10 protein-coding genes are annotated in these 16,287 nt (G+C 70.5%); 8 read left to right on the plus strand and 2 right to left on the minus strand.

The features are described from left to right. Positions 1-178: 178 nt before the first annotated feature. The 4 genes from ACFV6H_RS09450 to ACFV6H_RS09465 all read left to right on the plus strand — a co-directional run bounded on the left by ACFV6H_RS09450 (position 179) and on the right by ACFV6H_RS09465 (position 5,345). Entirely contained in the window at positions 179-1,858 is a 1,680-nt protein-coding gene (locus tag ACFV6H_RS09450) for a fibronectin type III domain-containing protein (protein WP_385540125.1), read from the plus strand. A 131-nt stretch (positions 1,859-1,989) separates the two neighbouring features. Next, positions 1,990-2,817: a hypothetical protein gene (locus ACFV6H_RS09455; RefSeq protein WP_385540127.1), complete on the plus strand. Its 828-nt coding sequence runs from the start codon at positions 1,990-1,992 to the stop codon at positions 2,815-2,817. Continuing rightward, positions 2,814-3,644 carry a nickel/cobalt transporter gene (locus ACFV6H_RS09460; protein WP_385540129.1) on the plus strand — a complete coding sequence of 277 codons (831 nt, stop codon included), beginning with the start codon at positions 2,814-2,816 and terminating at the stop codon, positions 3,642-3,644. Before ACFV6H_RS09455 ends, ACFV6H_RS09460 begins: the two co-directional genes overlap by 4 nt. Positions 3,645-3,749: 105 nt before the next feature. Continuing rightward, positions 3,750-5,345: an amino acid permease gene (locus ACFV6H_RS09465; RefSeq protein ID WP_385540131.1), complete on the plus strand. Its 1,596-nt coding sequence runs from the start codon at positions 3,750-3,752 to the stop codon at positions 5,343-5,345. Positions 5,346-5,523: 178 nt separating this feature from the next. Here the strand turns inward: ACFV6H_RS09465 and ACFV6H_RS09470 are convergent, their stop codons facing one another. Then, positions 5,524-6,180, minus strand: a complete 657-nt coding sequence (locus ACFV6H_RS09470; RefSeq protein ID WP_385540133.1) for a TetR/AcrR family transcriptional regulator — start codon at positions 6,178-6,180, stop codon at positions 5,524-5,526. Positions 6,181-6,337: 157 nt separating this feature from the next. Between ACFV6H_RS09470 and ACFV6H_RS09475 the strand changes: the two genes are divergently transcribed. Genes ACFV6H_RS09475 through ACFV6H_RS09490 form a run of 4 tightly spaced genes read left to right on the plus strand, consistent with a single transcriptional unit; the run spans position 6,338 to position 13,175 of the window. Then, the gene (locus tag ACFV6H_RS09475; RefSeq protein ID WP_385540135.1) at positions 6,338-7,165 is read left to right on the plus strand and encodes an urea amidolyase associated protein UAAP1; all 828 of its coding nucleotides are present in this window, start codon (positions 6,338-6,340) and stop codon (positions 7,163-7,165) included. Continuing rightward, a complete protein-coding gene (locus tag ACFV6H_RS09480) occupies positions 7,162-7,815 on the plus strand; it encodes an urea amidolyase associated protein UAAP2 (RefSeq protein WP_385540137.1) in 654 nt (217 codons plus the stop codon). The genes ACFV6H_RS09475 and ACFV6H_RS09480 overlap by 4 nt, the downstream gene beginning before the upstream one ends. Next, positions 7,812-11,435, plus strand: a complete 3,624-nt coding sequence (gene uca / locus ACFV6H_RS09485; protein ID WP_385540139.1) for an urea carboxylase — start codon at positions 7,812-7,814, stop codon at positions 11,433-11,435. The genes ACFV6H_RS09480 and uca overlap by 4 nt, the downstream gene beginning before the upstream one ends. Before the next feature lie 15 nt (positions 11,436-11,450). After that, the gene (locus ACFV6H_RS09490) at positions 11,451-13,175 is read left to right on the plus strand and encodes an allophanate hydrolase (RefSeq protein WP_385540141.1); all 1,725 of its coding nucleotides are present in this window, start codon (positions 11,451-11,453) and stop codon (positions 13,173-13,175) included. Between the two features lie 93 nt (positions 13,176-13,268). On the opposite strand, the gene ACFV6H_RS09495 is transcribed toward ACFV6H_RS09490, so the two are convergent. Continuing rightward, positions 13,269-16,097: a DEAD/DEAH box helicase gene (locus ACFV6H_RS09495; RefSeq protein ID WP_384976603.1), complete on the minus strand. Its 2,829-nt coding sequence runs from the start codon at positions 16,095-16,097 to the stop codon at positions 13,269-13,271. Between the last annotated feature and the right edge of the window lie 190 nt (positions 16,098-16,287).

A 16,287-nucleotide genomic window follows, 5' to 3' on the forward strand; every position in this document is an offset into this window, starting at 1 on the left:
AGGGCGATCAGTGAACGGAACGGCGACGGAAACTTCCGTGTGCCGACAGGCTGATCCGGATTCGTTCGTCGTACATACGACGAACAGTAAAACGTCAATCAATTCTGTTTAAATTCCTGGCAATCCAGGCAACCGCCATGGAACGTATCTTTTCCTCCTTTAAGGGATACAGCTCCTCGTGAACGAAGTCAGAAGCGATGTCAGAAGACCCTGGGCCAACGCCTCCCGGCGCCTGAAGATCACCACGATCGGTGTCGCCGCACTGGTCGTCGCCGGTGTGGTGGGCGGCCCCGTCGCCTTCGGCGACGATGTGCCGGCGCCCGTCAAGGTCCCCGCGGCCGAGATCCACAAGCCGTCCGCGATGCCGGACCGTATCCTCCTCACTCCCACCACCACGCCGTCCACCAGCCAGAAGGTGACCTGGCGCGCCGACGCGGCGGCCCCGAACGCCCAGGCCCAGTTCCTGGAGGCACCGCGCGCGCTCGGCCAGGTGGCCCCGGCGCCCGGCGCCCTCACCACGGTCCCGGCCGAGTCGACCAGCTCCGTCAACACCTCGCTGGGATACGCCTCCACGTACCACACCGCCCTGCTGAGCGGTCTCAAGCCGGCCACCCGCTACACCTACCGGGTGGGCGACGGCACCAACTGGAGCGCGTGGACCGACTTCACCACGGCCGCCGCGGAGCTGAAGCCGTTCTCCTTCATCTACTACGGCGACGCGCAGAACTACATCGACTCGGCCGTCCCCCGTGTCTTCCGCCAGGCGTTCGCGGACCGGCCCGAGGCCAAGGTGATCGTCAACGCCGGTGACCTCATCGACTCGGCCAACAGCGAGGAGCAGTGGGGCCAGTGGTACAAGGCCGGTGGCTTCATCGACTCCCAGATCAACAACATCTCGGTGCCGGGCAACCACGAGTACAGCAACGGACTGTCGAGCTTCTGGCGCCCGCAGTTCCCGTATCCGGACAACGGCCCGGGTGACGCCGCGCTGAAGCAGACCGCGTACAGCGTGGACTACCAGGGCGTGCGCTTCATCGCCCTGGACTCCAACGTGCAGAGCAACCCTCAGCTGATGGCCTCTCAGACCGCCTGGCTGGAGGCGCTGCTCAAGGACAACCCCAACAAGTGGACGACGGTCACCTTCCACCACCCCGTCTACTCCACGACCGGCACCCGCAACAACCCCGCCGTGCGCGACCAGTGGGGCCCGCTCTTCGAGAAGTACGGCGTCGACCTGGTGCTCCAGGGCCATGACCACAGCTACGGCCGCGGCAACAAGACGGCGAACCGCAAGAGCATCACCACGCACAACGGCGTCACCTATGTCGTCTCGGTCTCCGGCGGCAAGATGTACGCGCTCAACGACGGCGCCAACTGGACCGGCAACGGTGCCGAGCCGGTCGCCAACAGCGAGAACACCCAGCTCTACCAGCTCATCGACGTCCAGAACGACCAGCTCAGGTTCGAGGCCCGCTACGCCAACGGCGAGCACTTCGACGGATTCACCATCCTGAAGAACGGCAAGGGCGAGAAGACCGTCACCGATATGCGCACCCCGGAGAACACCGTGGGCGAGCAGGTAGTCGTCGACAAGACCACGGTGTCCAGGGACGGTTCCCTGAACATCTCGGCCTACGGCTACGACCCGTACGAGACGGCGTCCATCTACATGCGCCGGGTGAGCCAGGGCAAGCCGGTGAAGGAGGAGCTGGTCGGCGAGGTGAAGGCCGACGAGCTGGGCAGGCTGAGCGAGTCGTTCCCGCTGCGCCGCGTCACTTCCACCAAGGACAGCTATGTCGTGTACGTGGAGAGCAAGAACCTGAAGATCACCAGCCCGGTCGTCTACGTGACCAAGTGATCCCACGCCGGGGCGAGGACATCTCGGCCGCGCCCGCGTGCGCCGTACCTCGCTCCGGCCCGGCCGGGGCGCATCCCGCCCCGGCCGTCCGGGACTCCCGGCCGTCCGGGACCGCACAGGAGAACCAGACCTTGACCACCTTCCAGATCCCTGCCCGATTCCGGGCGCTGCCACGGCTGTTGACACGCGTACTGCCACGGCTCTCGGCGCGCGTGTCGCTACGGCTGTCGGTACGGCTGCCGATACGCGTACTGCCACGGCCCTCGGTACGCGCTCTGCCGGCCGCCGCCGTGCTCGCGTGCCTCGCCGCCCTGGCCGCACCGGCACCCGCCGCGGTCGCCGCGGTCACCCATCCCTTCGGACCGCCGTCCACCGCCCGGATCAGCGCGGACGGCTCCCGCGTGTCCATAGCCTGGCGGGCCAGCGCGGACGACTGGGTGGCGCTCGGCCAGTCGCTCGGCGCCTTCGAGGATCCGGCGAGCGGCGCCGTCTCGACGGAGCTGACCGGCGAGCAGAAGCTCCAGCGCTCGCCCGCCGTCCACACCTATCTGCTGCGGCATGTCACGGTCGCTCAGAACGGCAGGGCCTGCGAGGGCCACGTGTCCGCGCTGGAGCGGCTGCTCGACGAGGGAGCCCGGCTGACCTTCGACTGCCCGGCCGACCTGGTGGAGGCGGATGTCACGGTCAGCCTGCTCACCGATCTGAACGAGTCGTACCGCACCGTGCTCATGGCGGACGGCCCCGCCACTCCGCGGCAGGCCCTGTTCACCGCCGCCGACCGCACTCAGCATCTGCGCTTCTCGGCCACCGGTGGAGGTGTGCCGGGCTCCGTGGCCGCCGTGGCCGGTGGCACCGCCGCCGCCGTGCTGGCCGTCGTCGGTGTGCTGTTCTTCCGGCGGAATCGGCGGAGCCGGCGGAACAGCCGCCGTACGGAAGCCGGTTCGGGGAGCCCGTCATGACGAACCTCGGCGGCCTGGACAGCCGTCTGGTGGCGCTCTTCGACGGCCGCGCGGTCTTCTGGATCGCCCTCGTCGTGGCCCTGGGCGTCGGCGCGGCGCACGCGGTGGCGCCCGGCCACGGCAAGGCCATCACCGCCGCGTATCTGGCGGGCACCCGTGGCCGCCACCGGGACGCGGTGCGCCTCGGTGTGATCGTCGCGGGAATGCACACCTTCTCGGTGCTGGTGCTGGCGCTGATCTGGGTGGGCGTCAGCGGCATGGCGTCGTTCGGTACGGAGACGGCGACCGCATGGATGCAGGCGCTGGCCGGAGTCATCGTGGTCATCGTGGGAGCCGGGCTGGTGTACCGGCATCTGCGAGGACGCGGTGGCCACGGGCACCATCACGGGCACGGGCATACGCATGAACACGGTCACGCGCACGACCACACGCACGCGCCCGGGGAAGCGCATCAGGAGCACCACCATCACGGCGACAGCACCGAGGAGTTGACCGATCCCTGGTCCCGTCGCGGGCTGGCGGCGCTCGCGCTCTCCGGCGGTCTGCTGCCCTCGCCGTCCGCCTTCCTGGTGCTGGTCAGCGGCCTGCTGACCGGCCGCGCCCTGGGCGCCGTGGCGCTGGTCATCGTCTTCGGGATCGGTATGGCGGTCACACTGACCGGTGTCGGTGTCATGACGATCCGTGGCTTCGCCTTCCTGGAGAAGCGACTGCGCGGCCGAACAGCCGCCGCGAGACTGGCGGCCTGGACACCGGTCGTGGCCGGAGTGACCGTCGCGACGGGCGGCTGTCTCTATCTCCTCGCCGCGGTCTCCGCCCTCTCCACGTGAGCACTTGGGCGCCGCGCGGACACGGACGCGTCACGCCGGTGAAACAGCCTCTCCCTAATTTCTGTCAATCGACAGGAATCAGTGAGTGAGCTGACAGGGGCTGCCATGACCGGTACCGGCACCGCATCCACGGACGCACGGCACGACCCACCAAGCGCCGGCGGTCCCGGCGGCCCAGGGACAGGCTCCGGCACGGCCACAGGCACCGACCGGCGCGACGCGGCCGAGCTGGCCGGCTTCGGCTACCGGCAGGAGCTGCACCGGAGCCTGGGGCGGTACGCCTCGTTCGCCGCCGGGTTCTCCTTCATCTCCGTCCTCACCACCGTGTTCCAGTTCTTCGCCTTCGGCTTCTCGTTCGGCGGCGCTGCCTTCTTCTGGACCTGGCCCGCCGTACTCCTCGGGCAGTTGCTGGTGGCCGCCTGCTTCGCCGAACTCGCCGCCCGCTACCCGCTGTCGGGCGCGATCTACCAGTGGTCCACCCGGCTGAGCACACCGTCCTTCGGCTGGTTCGCCGGCTGGATCATGGTGATCGGCCAGATGGTCGTGGTGGCTGCGGCGGCCCTCGCGCTCCAGGTCGTGCTGCCCGCGATCTGGAGCGGATTCCAGTTCGTCGGCGACGATCCGGCGCCCACCTCCGCGAGCGGCGCCGCGAACGCCGCGCTGCTCGCCGTCGTTCTGCTCGTCCTCACCACGGTCGTGAACCTGCTCGACAACCGTGTGATGTCCGTCGTCAACCGCGTGGGAGTCACCGCCGAGATCATCGGGGCCGCGCTGATCGTGGTGCTGCTGTTCACGCACACCGAGCGCGGTCCCGGTGTCACCCTCCACACCGGCGGCCAGGGCGGAGCCATCGGCGCGCTGCTGGTGGGCTCCTTCGCCGCGGCGTACGTCCTGATCGGCTTCGACAGCGCGGGCGAGCTGAGCGAGGAGACCCGCAGCCCTCGCCGTACCGCGCCTCGTACGATCCTGCTCGCCCTGGCGTCCGCGGGCGTCCTCGGCGGACTGCTTCTGCTGGGCGGAGTGCTGGCCGCGCCGAGCCTCACCGACGGCCGGCTGGCGACGGAGGGACTCTCGTACGTGCTGACCAGCACCCTCGGCAACGGTGTGGGCCGGCTGCTGCTGGCCGATGTGGCGCTGGCCGTCGCCGTGGCCACGCTCGCCATCCAGACCTCGGGCTCGCGCATGCTCTTCTCCATGGCGCGGGACGGTGTCCTGCCGGCCGCCGGCCGACTGGCGAAGGTCTCTCCGCGTACGGGCATGCCGACGGGCCCGGCCCTGGTGGTCGGAACGGCCGCGGCGGCGCTCTGTCTGCTCAATCTGGCATCGCCGGAGGCCTTTCTGGCGATCGGCACGACCTGTATCGCGATGCTCTACCTCGCGTATCTGATGGTCACCGCCCCGATGCTGGTCCGCAGACTCCGTGGCACCTACACCACAGAGACCGCACTCGACGAGACGGGCCGACCACTGTTCTCACTCGGCCGCTGGGGCCTGCCGGTCAACGCGGTGGCCTGTCTGTACGGCGCGGCGATGACGATCAATCTGGCCTGGCCCCGGGCAGCGGTCTACGACCCGGCGGGCGGACACTGGTACTTCCAGTGGTTCACGGTCGTCTTCCTCACCATCACGGTGGGCACGGGCGCACTATGGCTGACGGCACGCACACGCCGGACAAGCTGGGGCTCTACGCTCCCCGAATGAACGAGCCCCGAACGACCACAACACCAGAGGCCCGAGCAGTACGGCGGAACTGACCGCGCTGGCGCGCTCCCTGGTCATCGCTGAGGCAGGTCCGGGCGTCTCCGGCGGCTGAGCGCGTCGCCGAAGGGACGGACAACGGCGGGACGGACTGCGGGACGGACAGCGGGTCGGGCCGAGGTCAGTCCCGTACCGCGTCCGGCGTCTCCGTGTCCCGCGTGCCCGCTATTCGTAGCGCCGCGTCCGCCGTTGCCTCCGCGAACGCCGCCACCGGGCGGTCCGGGTCGGAGCGGTGGACCAGGATCACGCCCTCGATCAGTCCGAAGACCAGGTCCGTACGGAGGGCGAGTTCGGCCTTGTCCAGTTCGGCGCCCGGTCCGGTCTCGGCGAGCAGCCTCCCGTACGCGTCCTTCAGCTCCGCCCGTACATGGTGGAAGCCCGCGAAGCGCTCCGCCCGCACCTCGGGCAGCAGATAGAGCCCGCCCAGATTGTGCGGGCCTCCGCAGAGCAGCTCGACGTCCGAGCGGCACAGCTCCCACAGTCTGGTCTCGGCCGCCCGCTCCTCGTCGGCGAGGAGCTCACGGGCCAGGATCAGCGACGGTGTCACGGTCGATTCGAGCAGCTCGGCGAGGAGATCCTCCTTGCCGCCGAAGTAGTGGTACATCGTGGCCTGGCGCATTCCCGCCCGCTCTGCCACGGCCCGTGTGGTGGTCGCCGCGTACCCGAGCATGGTGAACAACTCGGCCGCCGCCCGCAGCAGTTCGTCCCGCGCGGACAGCCCGCTCTCCGGCCGCTGCTCCGCGCGCGGCCGTCCCACCCGTCGTCCCGTCGTGGCCATGCGACCGATCGTCGCACACGCCCGGCCGCCTCGATCTTGCCGCAGCCGGAGTGAGTATCCGGTAACTCCCGTGCAATGGCCGGGCAATGGCATGGACTCGCCGCGCGCTTAATTTCTGTCGGTCGACAGAAACAACGCAGAAGCCGGAGGCCGAGCCATGGCGACAGCGACGACATACGGGGCCAGGGACCACGCCCGCGCGCAGGCGGGCACCAAGGCCGAGACCATGCCCGTGGTGCCCGCCACCGACTGGCCCGATCCTCCGTGCGAGGCCGGGCATCTCGTCTGGGCCGAGACCGTGGCCGGCGGCGGCTACACCCACCGCACCGTCGCACGCGGCACCGAGATCCGGCTCACCGATCCGCGCGGCGACGCCTGCGCCCATCTGCTGCTCCACGCGGACGGCCGTCCCTGGGAGCGGCTCAACACGGCCGACACGGTCAAGGTCCAGTGGAACGCCTACGCACGCGCGGGACAGCTTCTGCTCTCCGGCCAGGGCCGAGTCCTCGCCTCGCTCGTCGAGGACACGGCCGACGGCCGGCACGACGCCCTGTGCGGCACCTCGACTCTCGCCAGGAACACCGCGCGCTACGGCGACGGCGCGCCGCACTCCGCCTCGCCCGCCGGCCGCGAGCTGTTCAAGCTCGCCGCCCTCAAGAACGGTCTGGAGCCGCGCGATCTGCCGCCCTCCGTCTCGTTCTTCCAGGGCGTGACGGTACGGGCGGACGGCGCCCTTGACTTCACGGGCTCGGCCGGCCCGGGCGGCTCGGTGACCTTGCGCGCCGAGCAGGATCTGACCGTACTGATCGCGAATGTGCCGCATCCGCTCGATCCGCGCCCGGAGTACGTGTGTACGCCGCTGGAGGTCCTGGCCTGGATCGCCGCCCCGACGCGGCCCGGCGATCCGCTCTGGAACGCCACTCCCGAGGGCCGCCGCGCCTTCCTCAACACCACCGAATACCTGGCGGGGAAGGGCACCCGATGACCTCCGCGCCGATCTCCGACTCCGTCATCATTCCCGCCCGCGCTCCCTGGTCCGCCCTCGTCCCCGTCGGCTCGTATCTCACCCTCACCGATCTGTACGGCAACCAGGCCGTGGACTTCCTCGTGTACGACGCCCATGACACCGCCGTCCGCTACAGCGCGCCCGACACCATCCACGCCCAGGGCGGTGTCTTCCTCACCACCGGCAGTGTGCTCCTGTCGAACGAGCACACACCGCTGATGACCGTCACCGAGGACACCTGCGGCCGGCACGACACGCTCGGCGGTGCCTGCTCCAAGGAGTCCAACACCCTGCGCTACGGCCATCACACCTGGTCGCAGTACGCCTGCATGGACAACTTCCTGATCGAAGGAGCGCGCTACGGCCTCGGTCCGCGCGATCTCGTGCCCAATGTCAACTGGTACATGAACGTGCCGGTGGAGCAGGACGGCACGCTCGGCATCGTCGACGGTCTCTCCGCGCCCGGTCTGCGGGTCACACTCCGCGCCGAGACGGACGTACTGGTCCTGGTCTCCAACTGCCCTCAGATCAACAATCCTTGCAACGGCTTCGATCCCACCGCCGTGGAAGCGACGATCACCACCGAAGCACCGGGCGCCGGCAGCCAGGCCAGCGAGGCCAACGGATGACCTTCGACACCCTCCTCGTCGCCAACCGAGGCGAGATCGCCGTACGGATCATCCGTACCGCCCGCAGGCTCGGCCTCCGTACGGTCGCGGTCTTCTCCGATCCCGACCGCCCGGCGCCCCATGTGCGGCTCGCCGACGAGGCGGTACGGCTCGGTCCCGCGCCCGCCAAGGAGTCGTACCTCAATGCCGGTCTGGTGCTCGCGGCGGCCAAGGACACCGGAGCGGGCGCCATCCATCCCGGCTACGGCTTTCTCTCCGAGGACGCCGGTTTCGCCCGGCGCTGCGAGGACGCGGGCATCGCCTTCGTCGGCCCGACTCCGGCACAGCTCGGCCTCTTCGGCGCCAAACACACCGCCCGCGCCGCCGCCGAGGCCGCGGGCGTCCCGCTCGCGCCCGGCTCCGGCCTGCTGCCTGATCTCACCGCCGCACTGGCCGCGGCGGACCGTATCGGCTATCCCGTGATGCTCAAGGCGACCGGTGGCGGTGGCGGGATCGGTATGCGCGCGGTGTACGACGCGGCCGGGCTCGCGGACGCCTGGGAGGGCGTACGGCGCGTGTCGGAGGCGGCGTTCTCCTCCACCGGAGTCTTCCTGGAGCGGCTCGTGGAACACGCGCGCCATGTCGAAGTACAGGTCTTCGGCGATGGACAGGGCCGGGTCGTCACCTTCGGCACCCGCGACTGCTCCCTCCAGCGCCGTCATCAGAAAGTGCTCGAAGAGGCGCCCGCGCCCGGCCTCCCCGACTCCGTACGACGGCGACTGACCGTCTCCGCACGGGAGTTGTGCGCGTCGGTGGACTACCGCTCCGCGGGTACGGTCGAGTTCGTGTACGACCAGGTCCGCGAGGAGGCGTCCTTCCTGGAGGTCAACACCCGTCTCCAGGTGGAACATCCGGTCACCGAGGCGGTCCATGGCGTCGATCTCGTGGAGTGGATGCTGCGGCTGGCCCAGGGCGAGACCGCCGTCGTGAGGGAGCCGGACGCACCGCGCGGTCATGCCGTCGAGGCGCGGCTGTACGCGGAGGATCCGGGCCGGGACCACCGTCCTGGCGCCGGACTCCTCACCCGGGTCGCCTTTCCGCCGGAGCGTGACGGCATACGCGTCGACTCCTGGATCGAGACGGGAACGGAGGTGACCACCGCGTACGATCCGCTGCTGGCCAAGATCGTCGCGCATGGCGACAACCGCGAGTCGGCGCTCGCCGCACTCGACCAGGCCCTCGCCGCCACCCGTATCGACGGTATCGAGACCAATCTCGGGCTGGTGCGTGCCGCTCTGCGCGCTCCGGCCTTCGTCGCCGCCGCGCACTCCACGGCGACGCTCGCGACCGTCACCGATCCGACGCCACGTATCGAGGTGACCGCGGGCGGCACCCTGACCACCGTGCAGGACTGGCCGGGCCGTACCGGCTACTGGCAGGTGGGCGTCCCGCCGTCGGGACCGATGGACAGCCTCTCGTTCCGGCTCGGGAACCGCGCGCTCGGCAACGAGCCCGGCGCACCGGGCCTGGAGTGCACACTTCAGGGCCCTACGCTCCGGTTCGGCTCCGCCAGCACCGTCTGTGTCACCGGCGCGCCCGCGCCGGTGACCGTGGACGGTACGCCGGTCCCGCAGTGGGAGCCCGTGACCGTCCCGGCCGGAGCGTCGCTCGCGATCGGTGCTCCTGCTGACCAGGGACTGCGGACCTATGTCCTGTTCGCGGGCGGCGGTCTGGACGTCCCGGACTTCCTGGGCAGCGCGGCCACCTTCACTCTCGGCCGCTTCGGCGGCCATGGCGGCCGGGCCCTGCGCACGGGCGATGTGCTCCACCCGGAGGCGGCGTGCGTACGGAACGGCGCGGCGCCTGTACGCCATTCCGAGCGGCCCTGCTTCACCGACCGGTGGGAGATCGGTGTGGTCGAAGGCCCGCACGCGGCACCGGAGTTCTTCACCGAGGAGGACATCCGGGCGTTCTACGCGGCGGAATGGAAGGTGCACTTCAACTCGGCGCGCACAGGCGTACGGCTGATCGGTCCCAGACCTCGCTGGGCCCGAACGGACGGCGGCGAGGCGGGACTTCATCCCTCCAACATCCATGACACGCCGTACGCGATCGGAGCCGTCGACTACACCGGCGACATGCCGGTGCTGCTCGGTCCCGACGGTCCTTCGCTCGGCGGCTTCGTCTGCCCGGCGACCGTGGTGGCCGGCCAGCGCTGGAAGCTCGGCCAGTTGCGTCCCGGCGACACCATCCGCTTCGTTCCCGTGACCACCCGCGCCGCCGCCGAGCTGCGCCGCTCCCCCGCCGCCACGCCCGCGCCGGACCGGCCGCTCGTCGATGACGGCGGCATCCTCGGCCGCCGTCCCGGTGTCACCTACCGCAGGAGCGGCGACGACAACGTACTGGTCGAGTACGGCGAGATGCGGCTCGATCTGGCCCTGCGGATGCGGGTCCACGCGCTGGCGGCGGCGGTGACGGCCGAAAGCCTGGCCGGCATCACCGATCTCACACCGGGCATCCGCTCCCTCCAGATCCAGTTGGACCCGGACATGCTCTCCCAGGAGGCGCTGCTCGGCATACTCACCCGGATCGAGGACGAACTCCCGCCCACGGACGAGCTGGTGGTGGCGTCCCGTACCGTCCATCTGCCGCTGTCCTGGGACGATCCGGCGACACGCGAGGCCATCGCCCGCTATATGGCGGGCGTACGGGACGACGCGCCCTGGTGCCCGTGGAACATCGAGTTCATCCGCCGTATCAACGGCCTGGACTCGCCCGAGGACGTCCACCGCACGGTCTTCGACGCCGAATATCTCGTACTGGGCCTGGGCGATGTGTACTTGGGAGCGCCGGTCGCCACTCCGCTCGATCCTCGGCACCGGCTCGTCACCACCAAGTACAACCCGGCGCGCACCTGGACCGCCGAGAACTCCGTCGGGATCGGCGGCGCGTATCTGTGCATCTACGGTATGGAAGGGCCCGGCGGCTATCAGTTCGTGGGCCGTACCACCCAGGTCTGGTCGGGCTGGCAGCAGCGCGGGGCGTTCCGCCCGGGCGAACCGTGGCTGCTGCTCTTCTTCGACCGGATCAAGTGGTATCCGGTCGGCGCGGAGGAACTCCTCGCCCTACGGGCCGACATGGCGGCTGGCCGCTTTGTCCCACGGATCGAGGAAGGGACCTTCTCGATCCGTGAGCATGAGCGGTTTCTCGCCGCGAACGCCGCCTCGATCGAGGCCTTCCGGGCCCGTCAGGCGGCGGCTTTCGCGGTGGAGCGCGCCGCGTGGGAGGCGTCGGGCGAGTTCGCCCGCACGGAGGAGGTGGCCGTACCCGCGCCCACGCGCACCGGGATCAGCGTGCCGGCGGGCGCCCGGCTGCTGGAGGCGGAGTTCGCCGCGTCGGTCTGGCGGATCGATGTCGCCGCCGGTGACACCGTACGTGCGGGTCAGCCGTTGCTCGCACTGGAGGCGATGAAGATGGAGTCCCGGATCCAGGCACCGGCGGACGGCGTGGTGACGGAGATTCTGACGTCACCCGGCGCACAGGTGGAGGCGGGCACGCCGCTGCTGATCCTGTCCCCGGTGCCGTCGCCCGCGCCCTCCGCCACTTCCTCGTCCTCGCCGTCCTCCGTGTCCCCGACGTAAGGAGCCTTCGCCGTCATGCCCGCCACATCCGTCCCACCGTTCTCCGCGCTCGCCCGGGTCCGCGCCGCCTATGAACGGATCGCGCGCGTCGACCGCCCGGAGATCTGGATCACCTTGCGGCCCCAGGCCGAGGTGGAGGCCGAGGCCCGCGCGCTCGACGCCCGCGCCGCCGACACCGACGGTGCCACCGATCCGCCTCCTCTCGCCGGCCGCCTCCTGGCCGTCAAGGGCAATATCGATGTCGCCGGGCTTCCCACCACCGCGGGCTGCCCTTCGTACGCCTATCTCCCGGAGCGGGACGCGCCGGCCGTGGCGCGGCTCAGAGAGGCGGGCGCGCTGGTCCTCGGCACCACCAACATGGACCAGTTCGCCACCGGTCTGGTCGGCACCCGCTCGCCCTACGGCCCGGTACGCGGCGCCCATGACCCGGAACGGATCTCCGGCGGATCCAGCTCGGGATCCGCCGTCGCGGTGGCCCTCGGCATCGTGGATCTCGCCCTGGGAACCGACACCGCGGGCTCCGGCCGGGTGCCCGCCGCCTTCAACGGCATCGTCGGGTTGAAACCGTCCCGCGGACTGGTGCCCACCGAGGGCGTGGTCCCGGCGTGCGCGAGTCTGGACTGCGTCACCGTCTTCGCCCGTACGCTCCCGGAGGCCCGGTCTGCGCTCGCGCTGATGTCCGTACCGCCGGGCCGCGAGGCGCCGCACCGTACGCCGGGACCATGGCGGGTCGCAGTACCGCCGCCCGACTCGCTCGGCCCGCTGGACGACGGCTGGGCCGAGGCGTACGAAGCCGCTGCGGCCCGGCTCGCGGCGGCGGGCGCCCGGCTGATGCCTCTCGATCCGGCACCGTTCACCGAGGCCGGCGCGCTTCTGTACGAGGGCGCCTTTGTCGCCGAGCGCTATACGGCGGTCGGCGCCTTCGTCGACGCGCACACGGGCGACACGCACACCGGCGACGGGCACACCGGCGCGGCCGATCTCGATCCCACCGTCGCCGGGATCATCCGCCGCGCCCGTGACATCCCCGCGCACCGGCTCTACGCCGACCAGGCACGGCTCGCCTTTCTGCGTACAGCGGCACTCGGTGCCCTGGGCGACGCCGACGCGCTGCTCCTGCCGACCGCTCCCGGCCATCCGACGCTCGCGGAGGTGGCCGCCGATCCGCTGGGTACCAACGCCCGGCTCGGCCGGTTCACCAATTCCACCAATCTCTTCGATCTGGCCGCGGTCGCCGTCCCGGGCGGCGAGGTGCACGGCCGTCCTTTCGGTGTCATGCTCATCGGCCACGCGGGTACGGACGAGCGCCTGGCCGACCTCGCCGCCCTGCTCACACCGCCCGTCAGGCTCGCGGTGGTGGGCGCGCATCTGACCGGCCAGCCGCTCAATCCACAGCTTCTGGCGCTGGGCGCGCGGCTGATCCGTACGACGACCACCGCACCGGTCTACCGGCTCTACGCCCTGCCCACCGAGCCGCCGAAGCCCGGACTCGTCCATACGGGCCCGACGGGCGTGGCGGGAGCGGCAGGAGCGGCGATCGAGGCCGAGATCTGGGAGCTGCCGGCCGACGGCCTCGGCTCGCTCCTCGCCGCGCTTCCGCGTCCCATGGCACTGGGCCGGGTGGAACTGGCCGACTCGACCACGGTCCCGGGCTTCCTCTGCGAGCCCGCCGCGCTCAGCGACGCCCAGGACATCACCGAATACGGCGGCTGGCGCGCGTACACCACCACACGCCGCTGAGCGGCCGGACTGAGCGGCCGACCGGGCCGGGCCGTCCAGAGCAGGACACCCGGCCCGGCCACCAACATACGGCCCGGCCATCGACGTAACGCCTCAGCCCACCGAGCTGTACGCCACCACTCCGCGCAGCACCGCGTCGACCGCCTTGCGCGCGTTCTTCGTCACCGTGCTGTTCTCGCGCGGCGCCGCCGCCGCGATCTGGCCGAGCACATCGATGACCTGCTTGCACCAGCGGACGAAGTCACCGGCCGGCATCTCCGCCTCACGCAGCACCTCGTCAAGTCCCTTGCCCGAGGCCCACATATAGACCGCCCAGGCGAAGCCGAGGTCGGGCTCGCGCTGTCCTACGCCCTCCGCCTGGTTGATCTTCAGCTCCTCCTCCAGGGCGTCGAGCCTGCCCCAGATATGGATCATCTCGCCGAGCGCGGCCTTCGCCTTGCCGGACGGCAGCTTCGGCGCCACCGCGTCATCGGACTGCCGGGCCTCGTAGACCAGCGCGGAGACACAGGCGGCCAGCTCGGCGGGCGTGAGCCCTTCCCAGACGCCGTCGCGCAGACACTCACTGGCGAGAAGATCGAGCTCGCCGTAGAGCCGGGCCAGCCGCTGGCCGTGCTCGGTGACCTCGTTGCCACGGAGATAGTCCAGCTCGGTGAGGAGCGCGACAATCCGGTCGAACGTACGGGCGATGGTGTTCGTCCGCCCTTCGATCCGGCGCTCCAGCTGGCGGGTGTCCCGCTGGAGCCGGTGATAGCGCTCGGCCCAGCGCGCGTGGTCCTCCCGCTCGTCGCAGCCATGGCAGGGATGGGCGCGCAGCTCCGTGCGCAGCCGGGCGATCTCCCGGTCGTCGGCCGCCGCGGCGCGCTGCTTGCGGTGCCGCTCGGGCACGATATGACCGGCCTTCGAACGCAGCGCGGACGCCAGATCGCGGCGCGACTGCGGTGAGCGCGCGTTGAAGGACTTGGGGATCCGCATCCGCTCCAGCGGCTCCACCGGAATCGGGAAGTCCATCGAGGCCAGCCGCTTGACCTGCCGCTCGACGGTCAGCACCAGCGGCCGTGGCCCGTCCTGGTGCTCGAAGCCGCGGTGGCCGTTGGCACGTCCGGCCGGCAGCCCGGGATCGAGCACCAGCGCGAGACCGGCGAACTTCCCGGTCGGCACATGGATGACATCGCCGGGCTTGAGCTTCTCCAGCGAGGAGGCCGCGGCGGCCCTGCGCTGCGCCGCGCCCTGCTTGGCCAGATCGGTCTCACGGTCCTTGAGATCGCGGCGCAGCCGCGCGTACTCCTCGAAGTCCCCGAGATGGCAGGTCATCCCGGCGCGATAGCCGTCGAGTCCCTCCTCGTTCTTCCGCACCTGGCGGGAGATCCCGACGACCGACTTGTCGGCCTGGAACTGGGCGAAGGAGGTCTCCAGCAGTTCACGCGAGCGGTGTCGGCCGAACTGGTGCACGAGATTGACGGCCATGTTGTACGAGGGCCGGAAGCTGGAGCGCAGAGGATACGTCCGGGTCCCGGCCAGTCCGGCGAGCGCGCCCGGATCCATCCCGCGCTGCCAGAGCACCACCGCATGGCCCTCGATATCGATGCCGCGGCGCCCGGCCCGCCCGGTGAGCTGGGTGTACTCGCCGGGCGTGATGTCGGCGTGCTGCTCGCCGTTCCACTTGACGAGCTTCTCCAGCACCACGGACCTGGCCGGCATATTGATACCGAGCGCCAGCGTCTCGGTGGCGAAGACCGCCTTGACCAGACCGCGGACGAACAGCTCCTCCACGACCTCCTTGAAGGTCGGCAGCATTCCGGCGTGGTGCGCGGCGATGCCTCGCTCCAGGCCCTCCAGCCACTCGTAATAGCCGAGGACATGGAGATCCTCGCCCGGGATCGAGGCCGTGCGCTCCTCGACGATCTCGCGGACCCGGCGCCGCGCCTCGTCGTTGTTGAGTCGCAGGCCCGCGTACATGCACTGCTGTACGGCGGCCTCGCAGCCGGCCCGGCTGAAGATGAAGGTGATCGCGGGCAGCAGGCCCTCGGCGTCGAGGCGCTCGATGACCTCGGGCCTGGAGGGTGTCCAGATCCGGCCGCGCTGTCTGCGCTCGCGCTCGCGGTCGGCCTCGCGGATCATCTTGCCGCGTCTGCGCTCGCGCGGGTTGTACGTGCGCTGGTTCTCCATCCGGGCCAGCCGGACGAGATCGGGATTGACCTCCCGCTTGGCGACGCCACGGCCGCCGTGGTCGGACTCCTCCTCGAAGAGGTCGTACATCCGGCGGCCGGCCAGCACATGCTGCCAGAGCGGCACGGGCCGGTGCTCCGCGACGATCACCTCGGTGTCACCACGGACGGTGTCCAGCCAGTCACCGAACTCCTCGGCGTTGGAGACCGTCGCCGAGAGCGAGACGAGCGTGACCGACTCGGGCAGATGGATGATCACCTCTTCCCAGACGGCGCCCCGGAACCGGTCGGAGAGATAGTGGACCTCGTCCATCACCACATAGCCGAGGCCGAGGAGCGACTGGGAGCCCGCGTAGAGCATGTTGCGCAGCACCTCGGTGGTCATGACGACCACCGGAGCCTCGGAATTGACGCTGTTGTCCCCGGTGAGCAGACCGACCTTGTCCGCGCCGTAGCGCTTGGCCAGATCGGCGTACTTCTGGTTGGAGAGCGCCTTGATGGGCGTGGTGTAGAAGCACTTACGGCCCTTGGCCAGGGCCAGGTGCACGGCGAACTCGCCGACGATCGTCTTGCCCGAGCCGGTGGGCGCCGCGACCAGCACGCCCTTTCCGCCCTCCAGGGCCTGGCAGGCCTCGATCTGGAACGGGTCGAGCGCGAAGTCGTACATCTCGCGGAAGGGTGCGAGCGCCGTGGCCTGCTCGGCGGCGCGAGTCCGCGAAGCGGCGTACCGCTCGGCTGGGGAGAGGTCCTCTGTCATCTTGCTGTCGAGCCTACCCGCCGCCTCGGACAGTCAGCCGATCTTTAATCGTCCTTGGAAACCACCCGTGGGGGGGGCGGGGGGGGGGGGCCCGGGGGGGAGGGGAGGGGGTGTTGTGGGTTGGGTTGGGGCCGGCCCGGGGTGCGGGGGCCGGGGGGCGGGGGGGGGGGGGGCGGCGGGGGGGCGCCCC

Source organism: Streptomyces sp. NPDC059743, from assembly GCF_042732975.1.
Classification (GTDB): Bacteria; Actinomycetota; Actinomycetes; order Streptomycetales; family Streptomycetaceae; genus Streptomyces.

Bases quoted from the DNA above. Each gene is read 5' to 3' on its own strand.
- ACFV6H_RS09475 (WP_385540135.1), top strand. From the start codon at position 6,338: ATGGCGACAGCGACGACATACGGGGCCAGGGACCACGCCCGCGCGCAG.
- ACFV6H_RS09465 (WP_385540131.1), top strand. From the start codon at position 3,750: ATGACCGGTACCGGCACCGCATCCACGGACGCACGGCACGACCCACCA.
- ACFV6H_RS09480 (WP_385540137.1), top strand. From the start codon at position 7,162: ATGACCTCCGCGCCGATCTCCGACTCCGTCATCATTCCCGCCCGCGCT.
- ACFV6H_RS09490 (WP_385540141.1), top strand. From the start codon at position 11,451: ATGCCCGCCACATCCGTCCCACCGTTCTCCGCGCTCGCCCGGGTCCGC.
- ACFV6H_RS09470 (WP_385540133.1), bottom strand. From the start codon at position 6,180: ATGGCCACGACGGGACGACGGGTGGGACGGCCGCGCGCGGAGCAGCGG.
- uca (WP_385540139.1), top strand. From the start codon at position 7,812: ATGACCTTCGACACCCTCCTCGTCGCCAACCGAGGCGAGATCGCCGTA.
- ACFV6H_RS09495 (WP_384976603.1), bottom strand. From the start codon at position 16,097: ATGACAGAGGACCTCTCCCCAGCCGAGCGGTACGCCGCTTCGCGGACT.
- ACFV6H_RS09460 (WP_385540129.1), top strand. From the start codon at position 2,814: ATGACGAACCTCGGCGGCCTGGACAGCCGTCTGGTGGCGCTCTTCGAC.